A 24,788-nucleotide genomic window follows, 5' to 3' on the forward strand; every position below is an offset into this window, starting at 1 on the left:
GTCGAGTCCCCCGGGCGCCGCCCCGCCGGGGGCCGGTACGCGACCATGGAGCGCATGCCGGCCAAACACCCCGTCACCCCCTTCACCCCGCTCGACTTCCAGCTCGTCCTGCTGCGCCGCATGGCCGACCACAACCCCGGCCTGGTCGAGGACGCCCGTCACGAGCTGGGGGTGTCCATCGCGGACATGCGCGAGGCCAACCGGCGCTGGCAGGCGATGCTGCACTCCCCGCGCGGACGGTCCGCCGCCTCGCGCTATCGCTCGGTCCTCGGCGCCCCCGAGTCCGCACGCGAGCGCCGGATCGGCGATCTGACCTGCGAGGCCCTGCAATGGCCGGTGCCACTGTGGCCCGGTCTGCGCTTCGAGGTCCTGCTCGCCCCGAACGGCGTCGCCTGGAACGAATGGCTGGTACGGGCCCCGGGTGCCCCCGCCCCGGTGCTGGAGACCCTGGAGGACCTGGCCCCGTGGTGCTGCACGGTCGACGAGGCGGCCCGCGCCTTCGCCCCCGCCCGGCCCCTGGAGGGCACGGCACCGACCCGGTGGGGTCTGGCGTTCGCGGCACCCGACGCGTCGGGCGTACCGCACGCGTGCGCGGCGGAGTTCACCTGGGGGCTGCTGCAACGGGTGGGCGTCAAGGGGCCCGTGCCGGAACACCCCGGGGGCCCCGGGCGGTAGTCGCAGGCACGTCCGCGGTCGCTGCTCCTCGGGGTTCACTGGTCCGCGGGCGGTCGCCGGTCCCGGAGAGCGCCGGGTTCGCCGGTCCGGGGAGGGGTGCCGACGGGACCGAGGGCTCCGGGGCGAACCCCCTCAGGGAGCGGCGGCCTCGATGACACGGTCCACGACGACGGGCAGCGACCCGGGGTGGAGCCACAGGAAGAGATTCGGCTCGACGAGTTCCAGCTCCATAAGCCAGGGCTCGCCGTCGGCGCCGTCGACGAGGTCGACCCGGGCGTAGAGCACGCTGTCCGCGCCTCCCGGGACGGCGGCCAACGCCCTTTCGGCGACGGCCAGTTCGGCCGCAGTAGGCTCCCATGCCTCCAGGCGCGGGTGGGGCGTCTTGTCCCCGTCGTAAGGCGTCCCCGGCTCCAGCACGGCTCCCTTGCGGCTGGCGTGCAGCAGCCGTCCGCCGAAGAACTGGAGCGCCCGCTCGCCCCGGCTGTCGATGTCCGTCACGTACGGCTGGACCATGGCGGTCAGCCCTTCGGCGTGCATCCGCGCGAGCTGCCCGAGGGCCGTCTCCCGCTCCTTCGGCGCGTACCGGGCGGCGTAGCGCGCCCCCGCCCCCGCCGTGGGCTTCACGACGAACTCGTGATCGACGGGCAGGTCGGCCGGGTCCCCCGGCGCGAGATACCGGGTCGGCACGACCGGCACTCCCGCGTCCGCGAGGTCACCGAGGTAGCGCTTGTCCGTGTTCCATCGCACGACCGGCGCCGGATTCATCAGCCGCGTGAGCCCCGCGCACCGCTCCGCCCACCCCACGAACTCCGCCACACGCAGGCTGTAGTCCCAGGTCGACCGGATCAGCGCCAGATCGAACCGCGCCCAGTCGACCCCGGGGTCGTCCCAGTGCACGATCTCCGCCACCGCCCCGGCGTCCTCCAGCGCTCCCCTCAGCACCGGCAGATCCCGGTCGGCGCCGGGCTCCTCGCCCGGGTCGTAGGTGACGAGCGCGATACGGGCCACTTCGGACTCCCTCCTCGTACGGCACCGGCACCGCGACACGGCACCGCTGCACGGCATCAGTGCACGGCATCGGGCGCACCCCGTCGGGACGCCGTCCCGGGGCAGACCCCGCCGCAGGGTAACAACCGCACGTGCCCCCTGACGGGCCGCACTTGACCTTCACCAAGGGGCAGGGCCCAGCATCGGTGACGGAACGAGGAACCAGGGCCGGGACCAGGTACGACCCGGACACGGAACGACGGGGTGGACGCGTGGACATGCTGACGATCGGGGCCTTCGCGAAGGCCTCCCGGCTGTCGCCCAAGGCACTGCGGCTCTACGACGAACTGGAGCTGCTGCGCCCCGCCCGGGTGGACCCCGAGACCGGCTACCGCTACTACGCGGCCGAGCAGCTCCGAGAGGCCCGGCTGGTCGCGTGGCTGCGGCGGCTCGGCATGCCGCTCGCCCGGATCCGGCGGGTGTGCGCCCTGGAACCGGAGCCGGCCGCGCGGGAGATCGGCGCGTACTGGGCCGGGGTCGAGGCCGAGACGGCCGCCCGCCGGGATCTGGCGGCGTTCCTCGTGAACCACCTGTCACCGTCCCCGGGAAAGGACACCAGCATGCTGGAACTCCGCTATTCCGCACACTCCGACACCGGTCGGGTCCGTGCGGCGAACCAGGACAGCGTCCACGCGGGCGCCCGCGTCCTCGCGGTCGCCGACGGCTGCGGGCCGGGCGGCGCCCACGCGAGCACGGCGGCGGTACGGGCCCTCACGTTCCTTGACGACGAGCCGCTGTCGGCCGGTGGTGTGCTCAACCTGCTGGAGGACGCCGTGGAGGGCGCGGCACAAGCCGTGGCGGACCTGGTGCCGCGACACGCCACGGACGGGGCCCCGGACGGAGGTGGCACCGGCAGCACGCTCACGGCCCTGGTGTGGACCGGCTCCCAGCTCGCTCTCGTCCACATCGGGGACTCCCGGGCCTATGTCCTGCGCGACGGCGGGCTGCTCCGGATCACCCACGACCACACGGTGGTCCAGTCGATGATCGACGAGGGCCGCCTCACCCCGGAGGAGGCGACCACGCATCCGCAGCGCGCCATCCTGCTCAAGGCGCTGGGCGGCGACGCGCACGTACCCGATCTGCGGCTGCACGACGTCCGGCCGGGCGACCGCTACCTGCTCTGCTCGGACGGCCTGTCCACCGCCGTGCCGGACGAGGGGATCGAGCGGCTTCTCGCCTGCGCTCCCGACCCCGACGCTGCCGTCCGGGCCCTGATCGGGGCGGCGAACGACGCCGGCGGCCCGGACAACGTCAGCTGCGTCGTCGCGGACGTGGTCGAGGCGGCGGCCCGTCCGGAAGGATTCCGGCTCGGTTAGGGCCCGTCTGGGCGGGCACTGGCAGTCCTGGGGCCTGCGTTGACATGCTCCTCGCCCTGCGGGGTGAGGATTCTGGCCTTCTCGACTGGTTGCCGTGCCGCTATGCGGCGCGGTTTCCGGTCTTGAATCCGTGGCTTCCTGTTTCTTCGCGCTGTGCCAGAACGGATTCTGGGCTTACCGGCGCTCCGCAGGCCGATGCCGCCAGTCCGGCGGCCGTTTTGATGTTGAGTGCGGCGTTCTGGTCCCGGTCGTGGACGGTGCCGCAGGCGGTGCAGGTCCATTCCCTCACGCCGAGGGGTTTGGGCCCGTCCTTGACCCCACAAGTGGAGCAGGTCTGGGAGGTTGGTTCGAACCGGCCGATCTTCACCAGGATGCGGCCGTACCGGGCGGCCTTGTACGCCAGCATGTTCACGAACGAAGCCCAGCCCGCGTCGTGCACGCTCTTGGCCAGCCTGGTGCGTGCGAGTCCCTTGACCGCCAGGTCCTCCACGCCGATCGCTTGGTTGTCGCGGATCAGCTTCGTGGAGACCTGGTGGTGGAACTCGCGGCGGGCATCGGCCACCTTGGCGTGGACGCGGGCGACCTTGAGGCGGGCCTTGGCCCGGTTCTTTGATCCCTTCTGTTTGCGGGACAGCTCCCGCTGGGCCTTCTTCAGTTTCTTCTCCGCGCGGCGCAGGAACCGGGGAGAGTCGATCTTCGTGCCGTCCGAGAGGACCGCGAAGTGGGTCAGGCCGAGGTCGATGCCGATGGTGTGGTCGGTGTCGGGCATCCGGGTTGCGTCGGCGGCGGGGTCGGTGTCGACGACGAAGGAGGCGAAGTACCGTCCGGCCGCGTCCTTGACGACGGTGACGGAGGTGGGGACGGTGGGCAGGGTGCGGGACCACTTCACCTTCACCGCGCCGATCTTCGGCAGGTTCAGACGGCCGTCGGCGGTGATGTTCCAGCGGGCGTTGGCCGTGAACCGGACGGACTGGCGGGCATCCTTGCGGGACTTGAAGCGGGGCGCACCCAGCCTTGGGCCCTTACGGGTTCCCTTCAGGGAGGCGAAGAAGTTGCGGTAGGCGGCCTCGGCGTCGCGCAGAGCCTGCTGGAGCACGACCGCGGACACCTCGCCCAGCCAGCAACGCTCCTTCGTCTGTTTCGCCTCGGTGATCAGCTTCCGGGACAGCTCACCTGCCGTCGGGAATGCCGCACCCGCCTTCCGGGCGTCCTCGCGGGCGCGCACCGCGTCGTTGAACACGACACGCGCGCACCCGAACACCCTCGCCAACGCGGTCCGCTGACCGGCGTCCGGGTACAGGCGAAAGCTGTACCGGAGCTGCACGACGATCACACTAGACACATCGAACCCGCGACGTCACCGGGAACACACGCGCGAACCGTCACCGTCACCGGGCAGAGCCCGGCTCCGCCAGAACGCCACCGCGACGCCGCCACAGGATTCGCTTCACTCCCTGTCTGAAGTCCGGAGCACTGCGAAGGAATCTCGGTAGCCGAGGGAGGCCTCGATGGCGCGCCCCACCGGGTCGACGGGGGCACTGTCGCCGCGGCTGGTCACCCAGGTACGGAAGACGCTGGCCAGTTGCAGGCCGAAGGCCTCGGCCTGAGCCTCGTCCGCCTGACGTGATCCGTCGCGGGCGGCGACGGCGCGGGCGACCTCCTGCCGGAACGGCGTCGCCCGGGATCCGGAGTCGTGCCAGCCGGACCGGTCCGAGAGGGCCGCCCGTGCGACGGCCCTGGCGCCGTCCACGTGGTGGTCGCGGTGGCCTTCCTTCATGTGCCACAACTCGTGCCCCAGGATGACGAGTTGCTGCACCGTCTCGGCGCGCTCCTCGACGACGACGAGGTCGAAGTCGCCGAACTCCATCCACAGACCGGTGACTTCGATCTCGTCGGGGAAGCGCTCGAAGCGGAGCTGGACCGGACGGCCGCCCCGGCGCCGGCTCATCTCCTCGCAGAGGGCCTGCGCCAGCTCCCTCATGTCGACGGGCGTATCGATCCTTCTGCGCAGTACCCGGCCGAGCTCCACCGCGAGCGCCCGCATCTCGGAGCGGGCTCCGCGCGGGCGCAGCGCCGCCACGAACCTTCCGACGGAGCCGGACGGCTTCGTCGTCATCGCTCCGCCCCCTCGCCGTCGGGCGGGACGTCGGGAAAGAGCGACGGGGACTCACTCACCAAAGGTCTCCCGGCAGTTGACTCGTCAAGTTGTGACGCGAGGCCGACACTACGTGTCCGGGTCCGTCCACGCCACGGTTCCCCGGCGATCGTTCCCGGTTTCGGAACGATCCTTACGGCGCCTGCGCGCCCCCTCCACGTCCTCGGCGCGATCGTGCGGCAGGCCACCCGATCCCGGAGCCCGATCGTGTAGGAAGAGCCTGTCCCTCCCGGTGAAGTCCTCTCGGCAAGGAGTCCTCGTGTTCTCCCTCTTCCCGGCCCTGGTGGGCGGTTCGGTCGCGGACCGGTCCGCGCTGCGCTTCGGCGATCGGTCCCTGACGTACGCGGAACTGGCCGCCTCCGCTCAAGCGCTGGCCGTACGGCTCGACGGTGCCGGGAGGGTCGCCGTCTGGGCGACGCCGACCCTGGAGACGGCCGTCGGCGTCGTCGCCGCGCTGCTCGCCGGGGTGCCGGCCGTACCGCTGAACCCGAAGTCCGGGGAGACGGAGCTCGGCCACATCGTGGGGGACAGCGCGCCGTCCCTCGTGCTCGCGGCCCCGGGCGATGTTCTTCCCGCTCCGCTCGGCACGCTGGACCGTATCGACGTCCAGGTGAACGCGGATGCGGAAGCCGACGCGAAGGCGGACACGGAGGGGGAAACGGGGGCAGCGGCCGGGGTCTCCGGCGGCACGGGATCCCCGGGCTCCGCCACGCCCACCGAACCCACCGCCCCCGCCACGGCCCCCGGGACCGTCACCGACCCCGCCGCCCCCGCCCTGGTCGTCTACACCTCCGGCACCACCGGGCCGCCCAAGGGCGCGGTCATCCCGCGCCGGGCGATCGCCGCGACCCTGGACGCCCTGGCCGACGCCTGGCAGTGGACCGGCGACGACGTGCTGGTGCACGGTCTGCCCCTGTTCCATGTGCACGGGCTGATCATCGGCATCCTGGGCCCGCTGCGGCGCGGCGGGTCCGTACGGCATCTGGGCCGGTTCAGCGCCGAGGGCGTGGCGCGGGAGCTGGACGCCGGGGCGACCATGGTGTTCGGGGTGCCGACGATGTACCACCGGCTCGCCGAGGCACTCGGCGAGGACCCCGGGCTCTCCGGGGCGCTGGGCCGGGCGCGGCTGCTGGTGTCGGGCTCCGCGGCGCTGCCCCTGCACGACCACGAGCGGATCAGGGCCGCGACCGGTCGCGGGGTGGTCGAGCGGTACGGCATGACGGAGACCCTGATGAACACCAGCGTGCGGGCGGACGGGGAGGTCCGCCCCGGCACGGTCGGCGTGCCGCTGCCCGGCGTCGGTCTGCGGCTCGTCGAGGAGGACGGGACGACGATCGCCGGGTACGAGGCGGACGGCACCCCGACCGGCGCGTACGACGGTGTGAGCGTCGGCGAGATCCAGGTGCGCGGGCCGAATCTGTTCACCGAGTACCTGAACCGGCCCGACGCCACCGCCGCCGCTCACACGGCGGACGGCTGGTTCCGCACGGGCGACATGGCGGTCCTCGACCCCGACGGTTCGGTCCGTATCGTCGGCCGCAAGGCCACCGACCTGATCAAGAGCGGCGGCTACAAGATCGGCGCGGGCGAGATCGAGAACGCGCTCCTCGAACACCCGGGGGTGCGCGAGGCCGCCGTCGCCGGGGAACCGGACGCCGACCTCGGTGAGCGCGTCGCGGCCTGGATCGTCCCGCTCGACCCGCACGCGCCGCCGTCCGCCGACGCGCTCGCCGACCACGTCGCCCGCCTGCTGGCCCCGCACAAGCGGCCTCGCACCGTGCGTTTCCTGGACGAGCTGCCCCGCAACGACATGGGCAAGATCCTGAAGCGGGAGCTGCCGCGTGACTGAACGGATCTCGGCCCGTGAGGCCATCGCCCTGGTCACCGACAGCTTCGCCGAACTCCCCTCCTCCGACGGCGGGTTCCCGCCCGACGGCCCGCTCTCCTGGGAGGGGTACGGCGAGGCGCGGGCGCGCGCCGCGGACCGCACCGGCGAGGAGGAGTCCGTCGTCTGCGGCACCGCGACCTTCGGGACGGCGAGTTTCGGCACCACGATCGACGGCAGGGCTCCGCTCGGTCCGGTCACCGCCGTCCTCGTCGCCTTCGAGTTCGGCTTCCTCGGCGGTTCCCTCGGAGAACGCACCGGGGACCGTCTGGAGGCGGCCTACGACCATGCCCGTACGCACCGGCTGCCCGTCGTCTCGCTCGTCGCCACGGGCGGCAGCCGGATGCAGGAGGGCATGCTCGCGCTGACCCAGCTCCAGCGGGTGGCACGGCAGTCGGCGCTCACCAGGGAGGCGGGACTCGCGCAGATCGCGGTCCTGCGGGACCCGACGACGGGCGGCGGCTGGGCCACGCTCGGCGCGGGCGCCGATGTGACCCTGGCGCTGCCGGGCGCCCAGGTCGCCTTCGCGGGCTCCCGGGTCCGCCCGCCCGACGCGGACCCGGCCGCGTACACGGCCGAGGCGCAGGTCGCGGCGGGCTCGGTCGACGCCCTGGTACCGAAGGACGGGCTGCGGGAGGCGCTCGCCCTGTGGCTGGACCTGCTCACCCGGCCCGCCGGCGGGGCGGCGCCCGTCCCGGCCGCGCTGGGCGAGGCGGCCGATCTGCCCGCGACCGGCTGGGACGCGGTGCGGCGCGCCCGGGCCGCCGAACGGCCGCGCGCCGAAGCCTACTTGGACTCGTACTTCACCCGCCGGGTCGCGATCGGCGGGGACCGCTGCGGCGGCACGGACGACGGCGTGCTGTGCGGCTTCGGCCGCGCGTACGACGGGCGGACCGTCGCGTACGCCGCACAGCGCGGGACCCCGACCCGTCCCGCCGGATACCGCACGGCCGCCCGGCTGGTCCGGATGGCTGGACGGCTCGGCATCCCGGTGCTGACGCTGGTGGACACCCCCGGCGCCGCGAACGACGCGCTCGCCGAGCGGCAGGGGGCCGGCGCGGCGATCGCGGACCTGTTCGCGGCGGTCGCCACGGCCCGGACTCCCGTCACCACGCTGGTGATCGGCGAGGGCGGTTCGGGCGGTGCGCTGGCGCTGGCCGCTCCGGGCAACACCTGGGCCACGCCGGACAGTTACTTCTCCGTCATCGCGCCGGAGTCGGCGGCCGCCATCCTCAAGCGGCCCGCCGACGAGGTCCGGGCCACGGCGGCTCAACTGCGGCTCCGGCCGCAGGATCTGCTGGACCTGGGAGTGATCCGGGGCATCTCGCCGCACCGCACCGGAGGGTGAACGGACGACGGCCGTCGGTTCCTCCCTCCCAAGAGGGACCGACGGCCGTCCGCTCGGTGGGCCACCAGCGCGGTGGCCGCCCTGATCGGGCGTTCGCGGGGACGTGGGCCGGGCGGCGGGCTCTCCCCCGGGGAGCCCGCCGCCCGGCGGCCGGTCACCGGACGCCCACCGCCCGGATGGTCTCCTGGCCGACCGTGCCGCCCCGGTCGTCGCGGGCGGAGGCCCGCAGCGACACGAACCCGGCGCCGCGCGGCACGTTCAGCGTGCCCTGCCAGCGGGCCTTGCCGCCGCCGGTGAGCGGGACCGTCTTCCAGGTCGTCCCGTCGTCGTAGGAGACCTCCAGCTTTCCGCCCCCGATGGTGCCGGTGCCGGGCGCGCCCTTCACGTACTCGGCGTAGACGCTCACCGGGACCCGGCCGCCGCGCACGTCACCCGCGAGGTCCGTGTCGATGTCGTAGCCGAGGTTGATGAGCGGGAGGAACGTGTAGTGGTCCTCGGGGGTGGCCGCCGAGCGGACGGTCCACTCGGTGTGGCCCTTCGTGGAGAGCTTCCAGCGCTCCGGGTCGAGGGTGGTGTCCGTGACGACCTTGTAGGTGTGCTCGTCGGCGGGCGCGTCCCAGACGTATCCGGCGGAGCTCTTCCCCTGGTCGACCAGGACACCGTCCTGATAGACCTCGGTGAACTGCGTCATCCCGGTGTCCTCGCTCCACACGTCGCCGAAGCCGGTGTGGTCGGGACCGGAGTCGCCCCAGCCGGGTGTGTTGAACCGGATGTCGTTGCCCGCGCGCTGCTGGCCCCAGCCCAGTCCGGTGCCGAGCCAGGGGTGCCGGACGGGCTTGAACCAGTTCAGGGTCTCGTGGCTGCCGCCCCGGTAGGGGACCAGGCCGCTGCGCTCCTCCAGCGCTCCGTCCCCGACGTACGAGGACTCCGTCCAGGTCTGTCCGGGGCCGGTGGAGACGTAGTCGGTCCGCTCGGCCGGGTAGTCGATCCGCTCCTGGAAGCCGAGGCCGATGGGGAAGGGGTCGGCGATCGACCAGCGGAACTCGCTGCCCGGGACGGGCTTCGCGGCGTGGAACCTGGCGTCCAGCACGGCCAGTTCACCGCGCTTGGGTTCGTAGGTGAGACTCCGGTCCGGCACGGCGTTCCTGTAGCCGTGCGAAAGGTCGTACACGTAGGGCGTGTTGCGCGTGCCGGTCATGTCGACGGTCCGGGTCGCGCGCAGTCGTGCCGCGTCCGCCGCGTTGACGGTGGCGATCTGCAGCGGCCGGTTCTCGTTGTCGTCCGTGCCGAACCAGGCGTTGAGGCGTCCCGCCTTGTCGTCGGTGACGAACAGGGCCTTGGCTCCCGCGTCCTGGGCCGCCTGGGCGAGCGCGGACGGGTCGGCGCCGTCGGTGAGCCGGGCGAGGACGGCCTTGCCGCTCACCCCGGTGAACGGCCCGTCCCCGACGTCGGCCAGCGGCAGCCTGCTGCGGCCCTCGATCAGGGTGCCGCCCGGCTGGGCGACGGCCTCCTTGACGCCCGCGACCTCGAGGAGCGGCTTCCCGAGCCGCCACACGGTCCGGTAGTCGAAGGTGCCCTCGGTGACCTTCGGGGTCGGCGCGGCGAAGATGCTGTCGTACTTGACGGGTACCTGGATCGCGTCGAACAGGTCGGAGCCGCCGCCGTTGCGGTCGTACTCCATGAGGAGCTGCCGGGTCTCGGTGCGCCGGTCGACCTTCGCGCTGATCTCCCGCAACGTCCGCCCGTCCAGGGTGACTTCGCGGTCCTGGTCGAGAGTGATCTGGGGTGCGGCGAGGAAGCCGACGCCGAGAGAGTCGGCGCCGTGGCTGCCGCGTACGTCGAGGAAGGACGTGAGGCTGTACGTGCCGGGCCTCAGCCGCAGTTCCAGGGTGCCGGAGTCTCCGACGGAGGCGGAGTACGCGTCGACGTCCTGCGCCAGCTGCTGCACCGCGAGATAGGCAGCCGTCGGGGCGCCGTCCCGGTCCTTCACGTGGACGGTGAGCGTGTACCGCTCCTCCTCCTTGACCAGCCCGAACGCGGTGTGTGCGACGGGCGTGCCGTCCACCGACGCCACGATCCGCCCCGAGGTCTCGCCCACCGGCGCCTTCGAGCCGTCGCCGGTGACCGTGGTGGACGCGGTGCCGTGCGCGGGCACCGTGAGCGTGGTGTCGGCGAGGGTGGCGACACCCTCGCCGGCCCCCTCCGCGGCGAGCGTCAACCGCACCGCCGCGTCGGAGGAGTTGGTGTAGGTGAGCGTCCGGGTGACCGGCTTGTCGTCCTCGTAGGGCCAGCTGTAGAAGCCGAGGTCGGCGCTGCCGGTGGCGGTGATCTTCGCGTCGACCGCGTCCGGGACGCTCACCCGGCCGGAGCCCAACTGGTAGGCAGAGGCGTCGAGTTGCTTCGACGTCGACATCAGCGCGTCCTTGAGCCGGGCGCCGGTCCAGTCGGGGTGTTCCTGGGCGAGCAGCACGGCCACGCCGGCGACGTGCGGTGTCGCCATCGACGTACCGCTCATGGAGGTGTAGTAGCCGCTGCCGCTCACGAGCTGGGAGCGGGCGGCGAGGATGCCGACGCCGGGTGCGGAGAGGTCGGGCTTGAGCGCGTTGTCGCCGTAGCGGGGCCCGGCGCTGGTGAAGTAGGCGGCGTCATCGTTGGAGTCCACCGCGCCGACGGTCAGGGCGGAGTCGGCGGCGCCGGGCGAGCCGATGGAGGAGCGGGCGCCGGTGTTGCCGGCCGCGATGACGAAGAGGGCGCCGGTCTCCTCGGAGAGGGTGTCGACGGCTGCGGCCATGGGGTCGGTGCCGTCGCTGGGCTCGGTCGAGCCGAGGCTCATCGAGATCACTTTGGCGTGCACGTCGCGCGCGGCCCACTCCATGCCGGCGATGATCTGCGACTCGCTGCCCGAACCCTGGTCGCTGAGCACCTTGCCGACGGCGAGCGTGGCCTCGGGCGCGACGCCCTGCTCCTTGCCGTCGGATGCGGCGCCGGTGCCGCCCACGGTGGAGGTGACGTGCGTGCCGTGCCCGTTGCGGTCGGCGACCTCCTGCCCGTCGATGAAGCTCTTGGTCTGCGAGACCCGGCCCGCCAGGTCGGGGTGGCTCGTGTCGACGCCGGTGTCGAGGACGGCGACGGTCACGCCCTTGCCGGTGAGCCCGGCCTCCCAGGCCTTCGGGGTGCCGATCTGCGCGTTGCTCCCGGCCATGTCGGCCTCGACCCGCCCGTCGAGCCAGACTTTGCCGATCCCCGCCTGACGGGTCATCGCCTTCCAGAAGGTCCGGCCCTTGTCCGCGTCGACGGCCGCGCCGCGGATGCTCGGCAGCGAGCGGGTCCGCTCGGCCCCGCCCGGGACCGTGGTCCGCGCCTTCGGGTCGTACGTCACGATCAGCGGCAGTTCGCCCGTCTGCCGGTCGGTGAGCCCCTGCCGTATCAGCTCGCTCACGTCGAACAGCCGCCGGTCGAGGGTGCCGGCCCGCAGATACGGCAGCGCCTCGTCCGGTACGACGGTGACGGCGCCGTCGGCGACCTGGGTGCGCACGGCCCCGTCGGCCCCGCGGGGGCGTACGACGGAGACGGTCTTCTTTCCGCCGCCGACGTCGGTGACGGTCACCTTGTCGCCGGTCACGAGGGTGACGGTGTGCGCGGCACCGGCGGCACTCGCCTTCGCCGGGGCGCCGGTGGTCCCGGGGTCCGCGGTGTCCGCGGCGGCGAGGGCGCCGGCCTGCCCCGTGGGCAACAGGGCGAGCACGAGCCCGGCCGACAGCAGCGCCGCCGGACGTATCAGTGGTCCTCTGGTCATTCATGGCCTCTCTTCGTCGGCCGTGCGCGCGCCGGGCAGGGGGTGGCGCCCGGTGCTTGCGAAGAGTGTCGGGGGGCTCGTGCCGCGAAGGCGCCGACGAAGCCTGGCGGGAAGGCGCCCTGGCGGCTTCCCGCCAGGACATGCCGGTAGGAGCCGCAGAAACCGGGACAGCCCCCAAGTGGCGAGGCCGAGTTCGGCGATCGAGTGGGGCGGTCCCGGGGATCGGGTCGGGGGCCGGGTCCGGGGAACGAGTCGGACCACCCGTCCGGCGGCACCTCGCCCGGCCGTCCAAAAGGGGCGCCGCCCTCCCCACGCCCGCAGGATGCGAGAGAGGACCGCCGCCCGGCGGAGCCCCACGGTCTGCGCTCTCGGGAGGACCTGCCATGACCGCCAGTCTGGAGCAGCTGCGCCGCTGTCACTTCGCCGTCGACCTGGGCGCCTCGCGGACCCGTGTCTGGGTGCGGGGCGTGGGCCTGGTCGTCGATCAGCCGAGCGTCGCGGCGATCAACACGAAGACGGGCGCGCTGATCGCGGTCGGGGAGTTCGCGGAGCGCATGACGGGCCGTACGCCCGACTACATCCGGGTGGTGCGCCCGGTGTCCGGCGGCACCGTCGTCGACATCGACATGGCCCAGCGGATGCTGCGCAATCTGCTCGGCGACAAGGTCCGGCGCACCCTGCGCCGCAAGCCCCGGCTGCGGGCCGCGGCCTGCACGCCGCACGACGCGGACCCGCTGGCGCAGCGCGCCACGATCGAGACGCTGGTCGGGCTGGGGGCGCGGCGGGTCGAGCTCGTCGACACGCTGATCGCCGCGGCGGTCGGCTGCGGGCTGCCCGTCGAGCGGCCCGAAGCCACCATGATCATGGTCTGCGGGGCCGCCGCGACCCAGCTCGCCGTGCTGTCGCTGGGTTCGATCGTCACCGCCGAACGCATCCCGGTCGGCGGTGAGGCCGTGGACCACGCGATCGTCCAGCACCTGCGCCACCAGCACGAGCTGATGCTGCCGAGTCAGGCCGTACGGCCCCTTCAGCTCGCCCTCTCCGGGAACGGGCTGACCCCGCACGGACCGGCCCTGACCGAGATCCACGGGCGGGACGTGGCGACCGGGCTGGCGCGTTCCGTGAAGGTCGACACCGCCGCCGTACGCCTGGCGATCGAGACACCGCTGACCGCCGTGCTGGACGGTGTCGGCAAGGTGCTGCGGTCCTGCCCGCCCGATCTGGTGGCCGATGTCGCCGACCGCGGGATCATGATGGTCGGCGGCAGCGCGCTGCTCCCCGGGCTCGACCAGATGCTCCGGCAGGCGACCGGTGTACCCGTCCACATCGCCGAGCGGCCCGACGTCTGTGCCGTCCAGGGGCTCGGCTACATGCTGGAGGGCAAGATCGAGCCGATGGTCCTGAACCCGCTGGCGAACTGACGAACCGGCGTCCGAGGGCCTCGCATGACCGACCCCGCGCCCGGTCTCACACCCCTCCTGGAAGCGGTCCTCAGCGTCGGCACCGAGCTCGAACTGCGCGCGACCCTCCAGCGGATCGTGGACGCCGCCGCCGAGCTGACCGGGGCCCGGTACGCGGCGCTGGGGATGCGGGATCCGGGGCGGGACGGGCTGGTACGGATCCGCACGGCGAGCCCGCACATCCCGGAGACGGGCCCTCGGCCCGAGGAGCCGGAAGCACCTGAGGAGCCGAAGGCACCCGAGGAGCCGGAGACGCAAGGGTCTTCCGGGTCTTCCGGCGCTCCCGGACACCCCGTCACTTCCGGGCCCCCCGCCACTCCCGGACACCCCGTCGCTCCCGGGCACCCCGGCTCCCCCGGCTCCCCCGGCTCCCCCGAGCCCGACATCTGCCTGGACGTTCCCATCCGGGTCGACGACGAGGTGTTCGGCAACCTCTACCTGGCGGACAAGTCCACCGGGCCGGTGACCCTCGAGGACGAACAGCTGGTGCGCCTGCTCGCCACGCAGGCCGGCATCGCGATCGCCAACGCCCGGCTGTACGAGACGGCCCGGCAGCGGGAGCGCTGGATCGAGGGTGCCGCCGCCGTCACCACCACCCTGCTCAGCGGCGGGGTCGGAGCCGACGCGCTGACGACGGTCGCCGAACGCGCCCGGATTCTCGCGGGAGCCTCGGCGGGGATCATCCTCAAGCCCACGGACGAGGGCGGCATGGAGATCGTGGTCGCCTCCACCCCCGGGGACCCCACCGGCATCGTGGGTACGACCATCGCGCCCGGCAGCCCCGTCCTCGAACAACTCCTCGGCGGGGAGCCGGTGTTCATCGAGGACTCGGCGACCGACCCGCGGATGACGACCCCTGTACGGTCCCGGTTCGGGCCGAGCATGATGCTGCCCCTGCAGACCGAGGGCCGGCTCATCGGCACGCTGGCCCTGCCGCGCGGGCGGGGCGACCGCCCGTACACGGAGGTCGAACGCCTGCTGGCCACCCAGTTCGCCTCACAGGCCGCGCTCGCCCTGGTCCTGGCCGACGCCCGGCACAGCCGTGAACTCCTCGCGGTGTACCAGGACCGCGACCGCATCGCCCGTGACCTGCACGATCTGGTCGTGCAGCGCCTCTTCGCGACCGGCATGATGCTGGAGTCGACCCAGCGCAGGAACGCAGCCCACGAAGACGGCGGTGACGGCGAGGCCGAGGAGGTGTCCGCGGCCCTCGGCCGTGCGGTCGACGAACTCGAGGCCACGGTCCAGGAGGTACGCACCGCGATCTTCGCGCTGCAGCAGCCGCCGGCCGACGCCCCCACCACCTTGCGCGGCAGGGTCCTGCGCGAGACGGCCGGCGCGGCGGCGGTCCTCAGGGTCCAGCCGTCCACCCGGTTCGCGGGCCCGGTGGAGAACCGGATCACCGAGCCGGTGGCCGGCCGGCTCCTCGCCGCACTGCGGCGCGCCCTGGCCGCCGCCTCGCGACGCCCCGGGGTGTCACGGATCGAGGTCGTCGTCGACGTGACGGTGACCCTGCCGGACGGCCGTCCCGGCGTCCGCCTGACGGTCCACGACGACGGCGCCCCGAACGGCGCCTCCGAGGCTTCGGGCACCTCGGCCGAAAACGCGCCGGGCGGCGGAGACGACATGGGCGCCCCCGGCACGGACGTCGTCTGGCAGTCACCGGTGTAGCGGCCCTCCACAGGTCAACCGAGCGCACAGCCGGATCACTTGACGTCGCTTCAGACCCTCCGTAGCCTCCCGATCAGTATCTGTACATGACCGAGATTCACATCCAGGAATACCGGGACGGGGTGGGCGGACATGGGTGGACGGCATGTGGTGGTCTCCGGCGGGGGTACGGGGATCGGGCTGGCGACGGCGGAGGTGTTCGCCGCAGACGGGGACCGGGTGGTGCTTCTGGGCCGCCGCGAGAACGTTCTGCGCAAGGCCGCCGACGCGCTGAACGAGCGGTTCGGGCCCGCGGCCGCGTCCTGGCACGCGGTGGATCTGGCGGACCCCGAACAGGTCGGCGCGGCCCGGGACTCCATCGTCGCGGACGGCACTCCGGTGGACGTCCTGGTCGCCAACGCGGGCGGCAACGCCGCCGTGGCGCACGACGGCAGCCTCGCCTCCGTCGCCGACAGCTACCGGCGCAACTTCGACGCCAACGTGCTGACCGCCGTCCTGCTCACCGAGGCGCTGCTCCCCCACGTGCGCCGCCCCGGGGGCCGCATCGTGCAGCTCTCCTCGATCGCCTCGCTGCGCGGCCCCGGCTCGTACGGCGGCTCGAAGGGCTGGATCAACACGTACACCTACGATCTCGCCCAGCGCGTGGGTTCCGAGGGCATCACCGTGAACGCGGTGGCCCCCGGCTTCGTCGGCGACACCGAGTTCTTCGGGGACCGCGCCACCCCGGAGTTCGTCGCCGCCCGCGTGGCCCAGTCCCTCACCGGGCAGCCCGGCCACCCCGCGCAGATCGCGGCCGCGATCCGGTACGTCGCGTCCCCGGAGGCGGCGTACCTGACGGGTCAGCTGCTGCACGTCAACGGCGGTGCGGCACTGGGCCGTTAGGGCCCGCCGCCGACGGACGGAGGAGCGGGCCCGCCGCCGACGGACGGAGGAGCGGGCCCGGCGCGGACGGGCGGCGGGGCCGGTTCCGCGGCGGAGGACGGACCTCGAGCTCCGCCGGACCGTACAACCATCCGCCACCGGTGCGGGCGCGGTCCTCGTCGTACGCCGCCGCGCGGCCCGGAACCGACGACCGGACCACACCCCGGACATGACACGGCCCGCCGGGCATCCGCCCGGCGGGCCGTGCTCTCCGCACGTACAGGTGAGTCGGTGCGGACGGGTCAGGGCGCGTGGATCAGTACGGCAGGAGACGTCCCGAGGGGGTCCTGCGGTCGATCGGCGTCTCGCGCGGAGCGGCGGGCCGCCGGTTGACGCGAATCCGGATCTGACGGTTCATGACCCCTCCTCATGACTGATGAGACCGGCGTCCTCGTCGACGCGCATAGACGCATGGTGCCCACGGAATCGCCCCTCCTACCCTCCGAGCAGGATGTTCTGTCACCCGCTGGATCGGCACGCCCCATCCCGACCTGTCCGACGCGACCGGCGTTTTCGGTTGTTCACGGCCGTTTGTCCGTGTTCACCTGGGGCGCATGAACAGCAGACACAGCGCGCGCGTCACGCAGTGGTGGGAAGCACTGGATCCCGCTGCACGGAAGGCCCTCCTCGATCTCCACCTGGTCGAGGGCGACAGACTGCCCGAGCAGTTCGTGCGGGGCCTCACGGACCACGGCATTCATCCCGTCCAGCACGAGGAGCCGGAAGCCGGGCACCTCGTGCCCGGGGAGCTGGTGGAGTTCCTCGCCGAACAGCGGTCCGCGAACACCTGACCGTCCGCCCCGCGGACCGAGACACCGACAGGCCGACAGGCCGACAGCGCGCGCGAAGACGCCGTCCGGCGGGCCCCGGGGACCACGATGCCCCCTCTCCCCGGTGGGGCCGCCGGACGGCGCCGATCCGCATGCCCGCGCCCGGACCGGGTCCCGTCGCCGCCCGTGTCCCATGCCCGTCCCAGCGGTGATGCGTTCCCGCAGGTCACATGCGTGGGACTGTCCCGACGTCCCGATCCCGATCAAGAGGATCCCCCGCGGGAACCGGCGCTGCCAGCATGGCGGCGGCTGGGGATTCCCGGCTCTGATCATCAGAGGGGGAACACCAGATGGGAACAAGGACGCTACTGCGGGGCCTGACCCTCGCCGTGGCAGCGGTCCTGCCCCTGTGCGGACCCGCGGCGGTGCAGGCGGCGCCGGCCGCGGCAGTCGCGGTCTGCGGGCACACGAGCGAACAGCCCACGCTGAAGCAGGGATCCACGGGGGACGCGACGGTCGAGGCGCAGTGCGAACTCGACCTGGCGACGAAGCCGAGCCGGTACACGCCGATCGCGACGGACGGCTCGTTCGGACCGGGGACGGAGACGCGGGTCAAGGAGTTCCAGCGGTGCGCCGGGCTGAGCGCGGACGGCGTGCTCGGCCCGCAGACCTGGGCAGCGCTGAACACCTGGGCCGCACAGCCGCACACCTGCGCGACCCAGGGCACGGCGGGCACGGCGCAGGCGACCGTGTGCGGCCACACCGACGCGCGCCCGACCCTCAAGAAGGGCACGAAGAGCGATGAGGTCAAGGAGGTCCAGTGCCGGCTGAACCTCGCCATGGAGCCGTTCCACTATCCGCCGCTGACCATCGACGGCGACTTCGGGGGCGGCACCGAGGACCGGGTCATCGAGCTCCAGCACTGCGCCAACCTCAGCGCCGACGGCACCGTGGGCCCGAACACCTGGGCCAAGCTGGTGGACTGGTCCAGCCGTAACGCGTACTGCACGCCGCCCCACCCCGCCGGTCACCCGATCGACGGTCTGGACACGGCCAAGTACCAGCACCCCGGCGGGGCGCCGATCGACTGGAAGGCCGTACGGGCCTCGGGTGCCGAGTTCGCGACGGTCAAGGCCACCCGGGGCATGAACGTCACGGACGAATACCTCGCCACAGACCTCGAGGGGGCCAGGACGGCAGGGCTGGCCGTGGCGCCGTACCACTTCTACACGGGCACGGCGGCCGACACGGGTGCCGCGCAGGCCGACCGGTTCATCGCCGCGGTGCGGGCGACCGGCTACACGGGGAAGCGGGCGGGCGACCTGCCGCCGATCTTCGACCTGGAGCGCATGGACGACGGCAGCGGGCGCTGTCCCACCTACGGCACGGTGGCCGACGCCAAGGCCTGGCTCGACCGGGTGGAGAGCGCCTTCGGCCGGGTCCCGATGATCTACACCCAGAAGTCCTTCCTGGACGACTGCATGGGGTCGACCACCGCCTTCGCCCGGTATCCGCTGCAACTCGCCGACTACCGCCAGTCGATCACCCAGCCGCCGGTGCCGAACGGCTCGACGACCTGGGCGATGTGGCAGTACACCGACGCCGCGATCTTCCCGGGCGTCCGGGCGCCGGCGACCGGGGACGTGTTCAACGGCACCCAGGCCGATCTGGACCGGCTGGCCAACCGGTGATCCCGGACGTATCGACGTATCGAGGAGGACCCGCATGACCGGCCGATTCGCCCGCGCGTCCCTCGTCGCGCTGCTCGTCGCCCTGGGCTTCACCGTTCCGGCGCCCGCCTCGGCCGCCCCCGCCGCTGCCGCCGCCACGAGCTGTTACGGCGGCGCGGTCACGGTGCACTACGGGGAGGTGCGCGACTTCGGCCCGTACGTGACCACGAGCCGCTGCACGGACATCAACATGCGGATGACCGGCGGCGACGCCGAGTTCGGCTGGGCCTGCGTGCAGTTCGCGAGGGCCGGCGCCTGCAACTACTGGACCAAGATCGGCCGGAGCTGGACGACCATCGCCACCGACGTCCTGAACGGAACCAGGTTCACCGTGCCCAACGGCGTCGACCTGGAAGGCAGTTCCGCCACCTTCCAGATCGCCTTCTGACCCCCTCACCCACCTCACCGAACGGAGACCACCATGATCAAGACCAGGGCGCTCGCCTCGGCTCTCATCACCGTGGCCGCATTGCTGGGAGCGGGTGCCGCGCCCGCCGCCGCACAGTCCTCGGCCGCGGCGACCAGCTGCTACGGCGGCGCGAAGAACCTGAACTACCGCTACCAGGTGGGACCCAAGGAGTACGGCTCCTACACCACGTCCTCACGGTGCGGTGACATCAACATGCGGCTCACCACGGACGACGGGGTGTTCCTGTACGCCTGCGTGGTGTTCGTCGACCACACCGACAAGTGCAACCACGACAACACGTACTCCCTCCACGGCACCTCGTGGGCGACCGTCGCCACCGACGTCAAGGACGGCACCCGCTTCGTCCTGCGCGTCGGCCCCTATGACACCGACGCGCAGAACGTGGACTTCCAGCTCGCCTACTGACCTCTTTCCGCTCCTTCTCGCACCACCGTTCCGAAAGGACGACGATGACCTTCCTCTTCCGTTCCGCCGGCGGCCGCTCCGCCGGCAGCCGCCCGCTCGACCGCCGCAGCATGCTGCGCGGCACGCTGGCTGTCGGCGCCGGCCTGGCGTTCGGCCCGCTGCTGTTCTCCGGTACCGCGCAGGCCTACTCGTGGTCGCGCACCATGAAGCAGGGCGACAGCGGCGCCGACGTGCTGGAGCTGCAGATCCGGGTCTCGGGCTGGGCGGCCAACAGTGCGAGCCAGACCCGGGTCGGCCTGGACGGCGACTTCGGTCCCGGCACGGCCGCGGCCGTCAAGCGGTTCCAGGCGGCGTACGGTCTCGACGACGACGGGATCGCCGGTCCGAACACCCACGCGAAGCTCAACGCGCTGGAGCAGTCGGACGGCTCCACGGCCCACTTCAATTGGAGCGAGTTCTACGACCAGGCGAGCGGCAACTTCAACGGCGGCAAGGTGAGCGCGGCGCAGGTGAAGGAGAACGCCCGACGCTGCATGTACAAGCTGGAGGCGCTGCGCAAGAAGCTCGGCGACAAGCCGATCACGGTCAACTCCGGCTTCCGCAGCATCGAGCACAACGCCGACATCGGCGGGGCCAGCGACAGCATGCACCTGTACGGCACCGCGGCCGACCTCGACGTTCCCGGCGTGGCCACCAAGACCGTCTACCAGAAGGCGGAGACCTGCGGGTTCTCCGGCCTGGAGCGGTACACCGTCGACCACCAGCACGTCGACAGCCGGGCCGACCTCGGCCGCGACTGGTGGTGGGAGAGCGGCACGGTCTGACACCGTCCCGGGTGATCCGGAGCCGGAAGTCCCGGGTACCGCGGCGGCGGTACCCGGGACTTCCGGCTTGCGGGCGTCCGACGTCCGGCTTCCGGCTTCCGGCTTGCGCGCTTCAGGCTGCGGGCTTGCGGGCGTCCGGCTTGCGGGCTTCAGCCCTTCGGCACGTCCTTCGCGTCCTTCGCGTTCTCCGCGCTCTTCGCGTTCTCCGTGCTCTTCGCGTCCTTCAGCGCCGCCTCGCAGGAGGGCCAGTCGTGGAAGTCGTGCCGGGCGCTCCACAACCGGTGGGCCGCCCGGATGTTCCACTCCGGGTCGAACGCCCGCAGCGGTGTGCCGCCGAGCTCCCGCAGGCGGACGTCGGAGATCTGGAACACGCCCCAGTTGCGGCTGCCGTTGGTGTTGGGCAGCACCCACAGCGGGTCGAGGAACGAGGCGCAGCGGGCGACGGCCACGGCGGTGCCGGGGTCCTCGGCGAACACCTCACGGATGCGCTTCGCCACTTTGTCCGGCGACCAGGTCGCCATGCTCACCTTCTGCGCGTAGAGCGCCTTCTTCGTCTCCTCGTCGACGACGCTGCTGGCCGGCATGCCCGCCAGCACCTGGAACGCGGTGAGCCTGCGCAGGGTCTCGGGCCCGAAGTCACCGTCGACGGCGAGCCTGCCCTTGGCCCGCACCAGCAGGGTCTGGACCTCGCGCACGCACTCGTCGTGTTGTCCCATGCTCACCGACTTGCACGCGGAGGAGTACAGCAGGCCGTCCTCGGCCGACGGCGGGGCGTCGGCCGGCATCCACACGAAACCGGCCACCAGACCCATCACGACCACGACCGCGCCGGCCAGTACCGCGAAGCGGGAGGACAGCTTCTCGGGCACCCGGGGCCGTAGCGGCTTCCCGGTTCCGGCGGGGGCGGTCTCCGGCGGGGCGGCGGCGTCGGGTCCGGGGGCCGTCCGCGCGGTCACGACAGGACCCTCCGGCGTCGGTTCCGGTTCGGGGCCGCCCTCGGTGGTCACGGCGGTCACGGCCGGTGCGTTCCGGTCGGTGTCCGCCAGCGCCCACAGCCGGTGGAGTTCGCGGAGTTCCTCCGGACTGGCTCCGCACACCTTGCCGAAGGAGTGCACGACCCGGTAGTCCGTCGGGACGCCGAGGCCGGAGCAGTAGCGATGCAGACTGGAGCCGCTGACGCCCGCTTCCTTCCCGAGGCGGTCATAGCCCCGGCCACTGCGGTCCTTCAGCATCCGAAGGCAGGCGGCGAACTTTTCGGTTTGCGAAGGGGCAGCCACGCATCCACCCTTGCTCAAGCCCTCTACTGACGGGTAGAAGCTACACCGCGGAATCTGTGCGCGCTCTTTGAGTGCCGGAATGCGATCGTCAACAGCCTTGTGAACGACCGTATGTGACAAATCGTCATTCGACAGGTCCGGCGCCACGCCGAAAAGCACGTCAACGCGTGTCCCGCAACATCACCGTCCCGTCGGCGCGCCCCCGCCGGCCGGCAGCCACCCGTCGGGGCTGAACGCCATGGCGTTCACCGACCCGCGATGGCCGGTGAGGGCGGCGGACGGGCTCCGTACGTCTCGGACGGCCACCGAGGGGCGCTCTCGCGCGGGGCGGCTCACCCCTGGAGTTCTCAGGCCCTCGGGTGATGTGGGGCCCTCGGCGGGGCGGGTACGGAAGGTCGCCGTCCGGACGGTGTGCGGGGGCAGGACAAGCCGTTGGGGTGATCCTCTGTCAGCCTGGCCCGGGTGCTGTCCCCGACGACCGTGCCACCGCCCACAGGGGCCGCCTGCGGCCGTGCTCCCGACTGCGGAACGAGCTGTCCGTGCGGGTCGAGGCCGTTCTCACTGCCGGCGATTCGCCGATCGGACGCCTGCGTGGTGGGGCGGGTGGGACTCGAACCCACGGCCGACGGATTATGAGTCCGCTGCTCTAACCGGCTGAGCTACCGCCCCGTTACGGCGCGCCGCGCACATTTGTGCGCGCCGTCTGCCGCAGCATAGCCGCTCATACGATCTCCTGCTCCAGCTGGTCGGCTTCGCGCGACCATGATGCCTTCGGCATGCCCTGGGCGGTTCCCGCGGACATGAAAAAGGACCCCGAAGGGTCCTCTTTCGTTGCTCTCCCGACTGGACTCGAACCAGTAACCTGCCGGTTAACAGCCGGCTGCTCTGCCAATTGAGCTACAGGAGATCGAGCTCCCCCGACTGGACTCGAACCAGTAACCTGCCGGTTAACAGCCGGCTGCTCTGCCAATTGAGCTACAGGGGATTGATCTTTGCATCGAACGCACCCACCTGGGTATTCGCCAGGGGGCGTGCGCTTGCTGCGACACATACATTAGCGCAAGCAGGGGGGTGCTCCGCCAATCGGTTCCCTCCGCACCGATGCCGACGCAAGGGAAGGGTGGTCGTCATGCGCTACCGGCTCACGTTCGTCGCCGGACTGGCCCTGGGTTACGTGCTCGGCACGCGGGCCGGGCGCGAGCGCTACGAACAGCTGAAGAAGTCCATGCGCCAGGTCGCGCAGAACCCCGCGGTGCGCAACACCGCGGAGACCGCCGCGCACCAGGGCCGCGAGATCGCGGGCAAGGCGCTGCACACCGTGAGCGAGAAGGTGGGCGACCGCGTCCCCGACTCGGTCACGGACCGGGTGCGTTCCCTGCGCGAGCGGAACGCGGCCGGCACCGGCGAGGACGACTGGGGCACCAGCAACACGTAGGGCGTGTCGTCCGGATCATGGGGCGGGACGCGGGGCAGCCGGCAAGGCACCGCGCCTCGGCCCCGCCTGGTCCGGACGGCAGACCCCAGGAGGCCGATGCCGCCCGTCCTTGGGACGGCCCGGCGGCACCGGCTCCCGCCGTACGGCAGAATTCCCGCCATGGGGATAGTCGCCGGGCTGGACAGTGCGCCCGATTTCACTCGCATCGTCGTCTGCGACTCGGACACGGGTGCCGTGCTGAGGCAGGGTTATGCGCCACATCCGCTCGACGGCGCCGAGGGTGGCGGCCGTCCTTCCGACGTGGACCCCCAGGCCTGGCTGCTGTCCCTGGGCGAGGCCGCGGGAGGCGGGCTGCTCGAGGGCGTCCAGGCCATCGGCGTGTCCGCCCAGCAGAACGGGCTCGTCCCGTTGGACCCGCAGGGCAACACCGTGCGCCCCGCGATGGTCGGGGGCGACAAGCGGGCGCAGGTCTCGGCGGCCGATCTGATCGACGCGCTCGGCGGTCGCGAGGCGTGGGCGCAGGCGGTGGGCAGTGTCCCGCAGGCCGCGCAGCCGGTGACCAAGCTGCGCTGGCTGAGCAAGACCGAACCCGACGCCGCCCGGCGCACCAGCATGCTGCTCCAGGCCCACGACTGGCTGGTGTGGCAGCTTCTCGGACGGCCCGTGCGCAGGACCACGGACCGGGGCGGCGCCTCGGCGACCGGGTACTGGTCGGCGGCGACCGGCGCGTACCGGCAGGACCTGGTCGAACTGGCGCTCGGCCACCAGGCCGGGCTGCCGGACGTGCTCGGCCCCTCCGAGGCCGCGGGGACCACGCCCGAGGGCCTGCTGATATCCGCCGGGACCGGCGAGACCATGGCGGCGGCGTTCGGGCTCGGCATCGGGCTCGGCGACGCGGTGGTGTCGCTGGGCGCCTCGGGCTCCGTGATGGCCGTCCATGTCGAGGCGCTGGCGGACTCCACCGGCATGATCACCTCCCTGGCGGACGCGACCGGCATGCACCTCCCGGTCGTCACCACGCTCAACGCCGTACGGGCCCTGCGCGGGGCCGCGGAGCTCCTCGGCGTGCCCGACCTGGAGGGACTGTCCGAGCTGGCGATGAAGTCGACGCCGGGCTCGCACGGGCTCGTCCTGCTGCCGTACCTGGAGGGCGAGCGCACGCCGAACCTGCCGCACACGGCGGGGACGCTGGCCGGTCTGCGCCGGGAGTCGATGAAGCCCGAGCACCTGGCGCGGGCGGCCTTCGAAGGCATGCTGTGCGGACTCGCGGACGCGCTGGACGTCCTGCGCGGCCGGGGTGTCGACGTGCGCCGGATCTTCCTGCTCGGCCAGGCCGCCGAGCTGCCCGCCGTCCAGGCCGTGGCGCCCGCGCTGTTCGGCGCGCAGGTCGTCGTACCGCAGCCCGCGGACTACGCGGCGCTCGGCGCCGCCCGTCAGGCCGCCTGGGCCCTCGGCGCCGCGCGGGGCACGCTCGACCCGCGGACCCCGCCCCTGTGGCAGGGTCCGGTCGCCCAGGTGCTGGAGCCCGGTGACGAACTCGCCGTGGGACAGGCCGTACGGCAGCAGTACGTCACCGTGCGCGAACAGGCGCATCCCGGGGCGTTCCGGGCGTAACCCCTCCGAGGACGTACGACCGAAGG

19 protein-coding genes and 3 tRNA genes are annotated in these 24,788 nt (G+C 72.5%); 14 read left to right on the plus strand and 8 right to left on the minus strand.

Annotated elements, in window-relative coordinates; translation table 11 throughout:
* Positions 1-45: 45 nt before the first annotated feature.
* On the plus strand, positions 46-675 hold the full coding sequence (locus tag OG410_RS14330) for a hypothetical protein (RefSeq protein ID WP_329299492.1): 630 nt from the start codon (positions 46-48) through the stop codon (positions 673-675).
* Between the two features lie 132 nt (positions 676-807).
* On the opposite strand, the gene OG410_RS14335 is transcribed toward OG410_RS14330, so the two are convergent.
* Positions 808-1,683, minus strand: a complete 876-nt coding sequence (locus tag OG410_RS14335) for an ATP-grasp domain-containing protein (protein ID WP_329299493.1) — start codon at positions 1,681-1,683, stop codon at positions 808-810.
* Between the two features lie 257 nt (positions 1,684-1,940).
* On the opposite strand from OG410_RS14335, the gene OG410_RS14340 reads away from it, so the two are divergent.
* Positions 1,941-3,041 carry a MerR family transcriptional regulator gene (locus OG410_RS14340; protein WP_329304123.1) on the plus strand — a complete coding sequence of 367 codons (1,101 nt, stop codon included), beginning with the start codon at positions 1,941-1,943 and terminating at the stop codon, positions 3,039-3,041.
* 100 nt (positions 3,042-3,141) lie between these two features.
* Here OG410_RS14340 and OG410_RS14345 read toward each other — a convergent pair whose 3' ends face one another.
* Both OG410_RS14345 and OG410_RS14350 read right to left on the minus strand, forming a co-directional pair.
* Positions 3,142-4,365 carry an RNA-guided endonuclease InsQ/TnpB family protein gene (locus OG410_RS14345; RefSeq protein WP_329299494.1) on the minus strand — a complete coding sequence of 408 codons (1,224 nt, stop codon included), beginning with the start codon at positions 4,363-4,365 and terminating at the stop codon, positions 3,142-3,144.
* A gap of 123 nt (positions 4,366-4,488) precedes the next feature.
* A complete protein-coding gene (locus tag OG410_RS14350; RefSeq protein ID WP_329299495.1) occupies positions 4,489-5,157 on the minus strand; it encodes a toxin-antitoxin system, toxin component in 669 nt (222 codons plus the stop codon).
* 298 nt (positions 5,158-5,455) lie between these two features.
* On the opposite strand from OG410_RS14350, the gene OG410_RS14355 reads away from it, so the two are divergent.
* Positions 5,456-7,045 carry an acyl-CoA synthetase gene (locus OG410_RS14355; RefSeq protein WP_329299496.1) on the plus strand — a complete coding sequence of 530 codons (1,590 nt, stop codon included), beginning with the start codon at positions 5,456-5,458 and terminating at the stop codon, positions 7,043-7,045.
* The gene (locus OG410_RS14360) at positions 7,038-8,429 is read left to right on the plus strand and encodes a carboxyl transferase domain-containing protein (RefSeq protein ID WP_329299497.1); all 1,392 of its coding nucleotides are present in this window, start codon (positions 7,038-7,040) and stop codon (positions 8,427-8,429) included. Before OG410_RS14355 ends, OG410_RS14360 begins: the two co-directional genes overlap by 8 nt.
* Positions 8,430-8,583: 154 nt before the next feature.
* Here OG410_RS14360 and OG410_RS14365 read toward each other — a convergent pair whose 3' ends face one another.
* Complete coding sequence (locus tag OG410_RS14365) at positions 8,584-12,225, minus strand: S8 family serine peptidase (RefSeq protein ID WP_329299498.1); 3,642 nt, start codon at positions 12,223-12,225, stop codon at positions 8,584-8,586.
* A 383-nt stretch (positions 12,226-12,608) separates the two neighbouring features.
* Here OG410_RS14365 and OG410_RS14370 point away from each other — a divergent pair, with 383 nt between their 5' ends.
* The 8 genes from OG410_RS14370 to OG410_RS14405 all read left to right on the plus strand — a co-directional run bounded on the left by OG410_RS14370 (position 12,609) and on the right by OG410_RS14405 (position 20,436).
* A complete protein-coding gene (locus tag OG410_RS14370; RefSeq protein ID WP_329299499.1) occupies positions 12,609-13,646 on the plus strand; it encodes a rod shape-determining protein in 1,038 nt (345 codons plus the stop codon).
* Between the two features lie 24 nt (positions 13,647-13,670).
* Positions 13,671-15,356 (plus strand): sensor histidine kinase, encoded by a 1,686-nt coding sequence (locus tag OG410_RS14375; RefSeq protein WP_329299500.1) that lies wholly within the window; start codon positions 13,671-13,673, stop codon positions 15,354-15,356.
* 132 nt (positions 15,357-15,488) lie between these two features.
* Positions 15,489-16,238: an SDR family NAD(P)-dependent oxidoreductase gene (locus OG410_RS14380; protein ID WP_329299501.1), complete on the plus strand. Its 750-nt coding sequence runs from the start codon at positions 15,489-15,491 to the stop codon at positions 16,236-16,238.
* A 593-nt stretch (positions 16,239-16,831) separates the two neighbouring features.
* Positions 16,832-17,068, plus strand: a complete 237-nt coding sequence (locus tag OG410_RS14385; protein WP_329299502.1) for a hypothetical protein — start codon at positions 16,832-16,834, stop codon at positions 17,066-17,068.
* A 329-nt stretch (positions 17,069-17,397) separates the two neighbouring features.
* Entirely contained in the window at positions 17,398-18,738 is a 1,341-nt protein-coding gene (locus OG410_RS14390) for a GH25 family lysozyme (protein ID WP_329299503.1), read from the plus strand.
* A 34-nt stretch (positions 18,739-18,772) separates the two neighbouring features.
* Complete coding sequence (locus OG410_RS14395; RefSeq protein ID WP_329299504.1) at positions 18,773-19,165, plus strand: hypothetical protein; 393 nt, start codon at positions 18,773-18,775, stop codon at positions 19,163-19,165.
* 33 nt (positions 19,166-19,198) lie between these two features.
* Positions 19,199-19,612 (plus strand): hypothetical protein, encoded by a 414-nt coding sequence (locus OG410_RS14400; RefSeq protein ID WP_329299505.1) that lies wholly within the window; start codon positions 19,199-19,201, stop codon positions 19,610-19,612.
* A gap of 44 nt (positions 19,613-19,656) precedes the next feature.
* Positions 19,657-20,436 carry a D-Ala-D-Ala carboxypeptidase family metallohydrolase gene (locus OG410_RS14405; protein ID WP_329299506.1) on the plus strand — a complete coding sequence of 260 codons (780 nt, stop codon included), beginning with the start codon at positions 19,657-19,659 and terminating at the stop codon, positions 20,434-20,436.
* A gap of 149 nt (positions 20,437-20,585) precedes the next feature.
* Here OG410_RS14405 and OG410_RS14410 read toward each other — a convergent pair whose 3' ends face one another.
* From OG410_RS14410 to OG410_RS14425, 4 genes are all read right to left on the minus strand, one after another.
* The gene (locus OG410_RS14410) at positions 20,586-21,713 is read right to left on the minus strand and encodes a helix-turn-helix domain-containing protein (RefSeq protein WP_329299507.1); all 1,128 of its coding nucleotides are present in this window, start codon (positions 21,711-21,713) and stop codon (positions 20,586-20,588) included.
* Between the two features lie 592 nt (positions 21,714-22,305).
* Positions 22,306-22,382 (minus strand) — tRNA-Ile (locus OG410_RS14415).
* A gap of 165 nt (positions 22,383-22,547) precedes the next feature.
* Positions 22,548-22,620, minus strand: a tRNA-Asn gene (locus tag OG410_RS14420).
* 5 nt (positions 22,621-22,625) lie between these two features.
* Positions 22,626-22,698 (minus strand) — tRNA-Asn (locus OG410_RS14425).
* A 144-nt stretch (positions 22,699-22,842) separates the two neighbouring features.
* Between OG410_RS14425 and OG410_RS14430 the strand changes: the two genes are divergently transcribed.
* Together OG410_RS14430 and OG410_RS14435 are read left to right on the plus strand one after the other, a co-directional pair.
* Entirely contained in the window at positions 22,843-23,148 is a 306-nt protein-coding gene (locus tag OG410_RS14430) for a YtxH domain-containing protein (RefSeq protein ID WP_329299508.1), read from the plus strand.
* 159 nt (positions 23,149-23,307) lie between these two features.
* Positions 23,308-24,762 carry an FGGY family carbohydrate kinase gene (locus tag OG410_RS14435; protein ID WP_329299509.1) on the plus strand — a complete coding sequence of 485 codons (1,455 nt, stop codon included), beginning with the start codon at positions 23,308-23,310 and terminating at the stop codon, positions 24,760-24,762.
* Positions 24,763-24,788 lie beyond the last annotated feature (26 nt).

It is taken from the genome of Streptomyces sp. NBC_00659 (genome assembly GCF_036226925.1).
Lineage (GTDB): Bacteria > Actinomycetota > Actinomycetes > Streptomycetales > Streptomycetaceae > Streptomyces.

What these genes read in the sequence shown, in the direction of transcription:
- OG410_RS14400 (WP_329299505.1), top strand. Translation starts at nt 19,199, where the DNA reads ATGATCAAGACCAGGGCGCTCGCCTCGGCTCTCATCACCGTGGCCGCA.
- OG410_RS14370 (WP_329299499.1), top strand. Translation starts at nt 12,609, where the DNA reads ATGACCGCCAGTCTGGAGCAGCTGCGCCGCTGTCACTTCGCCGTCGAC.
- OG410_RS14340 (WP_329304123.1), top strand. Translation starts at nt 1,941, where the DNA reads ATGCTGACGATCGGGGCCTTCGCGAAGGCCTCCCGGCTGTCGCCCAAG.
- OG410_RS14385 (WP_329299502.1), top strand. Translation starts at nt 16,832, where the DNA reads ATGAACAGCAGACACAGCGCGCGCGTCACGCAGTGGTGGGAAGCACTG.
- OG410_RS14390 (WP_329299503.1), top strand. Translation starts at nt 17,398, where the DNA reads ATGGGAACAAGGACGCTACTGCGGGGCCTGACCCTCGCCGTGGCAGCG.
- OG410_RS14405 (WP_329299506.1), top strand. Translation starts at nt 19,657, where the DNA reads ATGACCTTCCTCTTCCGTTCCGCCGGCGGCCGCTCCGCCGGCAGCCGC.
- OG410_RS14395 (WP_329299504.1), top strand. Translation starts at nt 18,773, where the DNA reads ATGACCGGCCGATTCGCCCGCGCGTCCCTCGTCGCGCTGCTCGTCGCC.
- OG410_RS14430 (WP_329299508.1), top strand. Translation starts at nt 22,843, where the DNA reads ATGCGCTACCGGCTCACGTTCGTCGCCGGACTGGCCCTGGGTTACGTG.
- OG410_RS14365 (WP_329299498.1), bottom strand. Translation starts at nt 12,225, where the DNA reads ATGACCAGAGGACCACTGATACGTCCGGCGGCGCTGCTGTCGGCCGGG.
- OG410_RS14375 (WP_329299500.1), top strand. Translation starts at nt 13,671, where the DNA reads ATGACCGACCCCGCGCCCGGTCTCACACCCCTCCTGGAAGCGGTCCTC.
- OG410_RS14380 (WP_329299501.1), top strand. Translation starts at nt 15,489, where the DNA reads ATGGGTGGACGGCATGTGGTGGTCTCCGGCGGGGGTACGGGGATCGGG.
- OG410_RS14350 (WP_329299495.1), bottom strand. Translation starts at nt 5,157, where the DNA reads ATGACGACGAAGCCGTCCGGCTCCGTCGGAAGGTTCGTGGCGGCGCTG.
- OG410_RS14435 (WP_329299509.1), top strand. Translation starts at nt 23,308, where the DNA reads ATGGGGATAGTCGCCGGGCTGGACAGTGCGCCCGATTTCACTCGCATC.
- OG410_RS14330 (WP_329299492.1), top strand. Translation starts at nt 46, where the DNA reads ATGGAGCGCATGCCGGCCAAACACCCCGTCACCCCCTTCACCCCGCTC.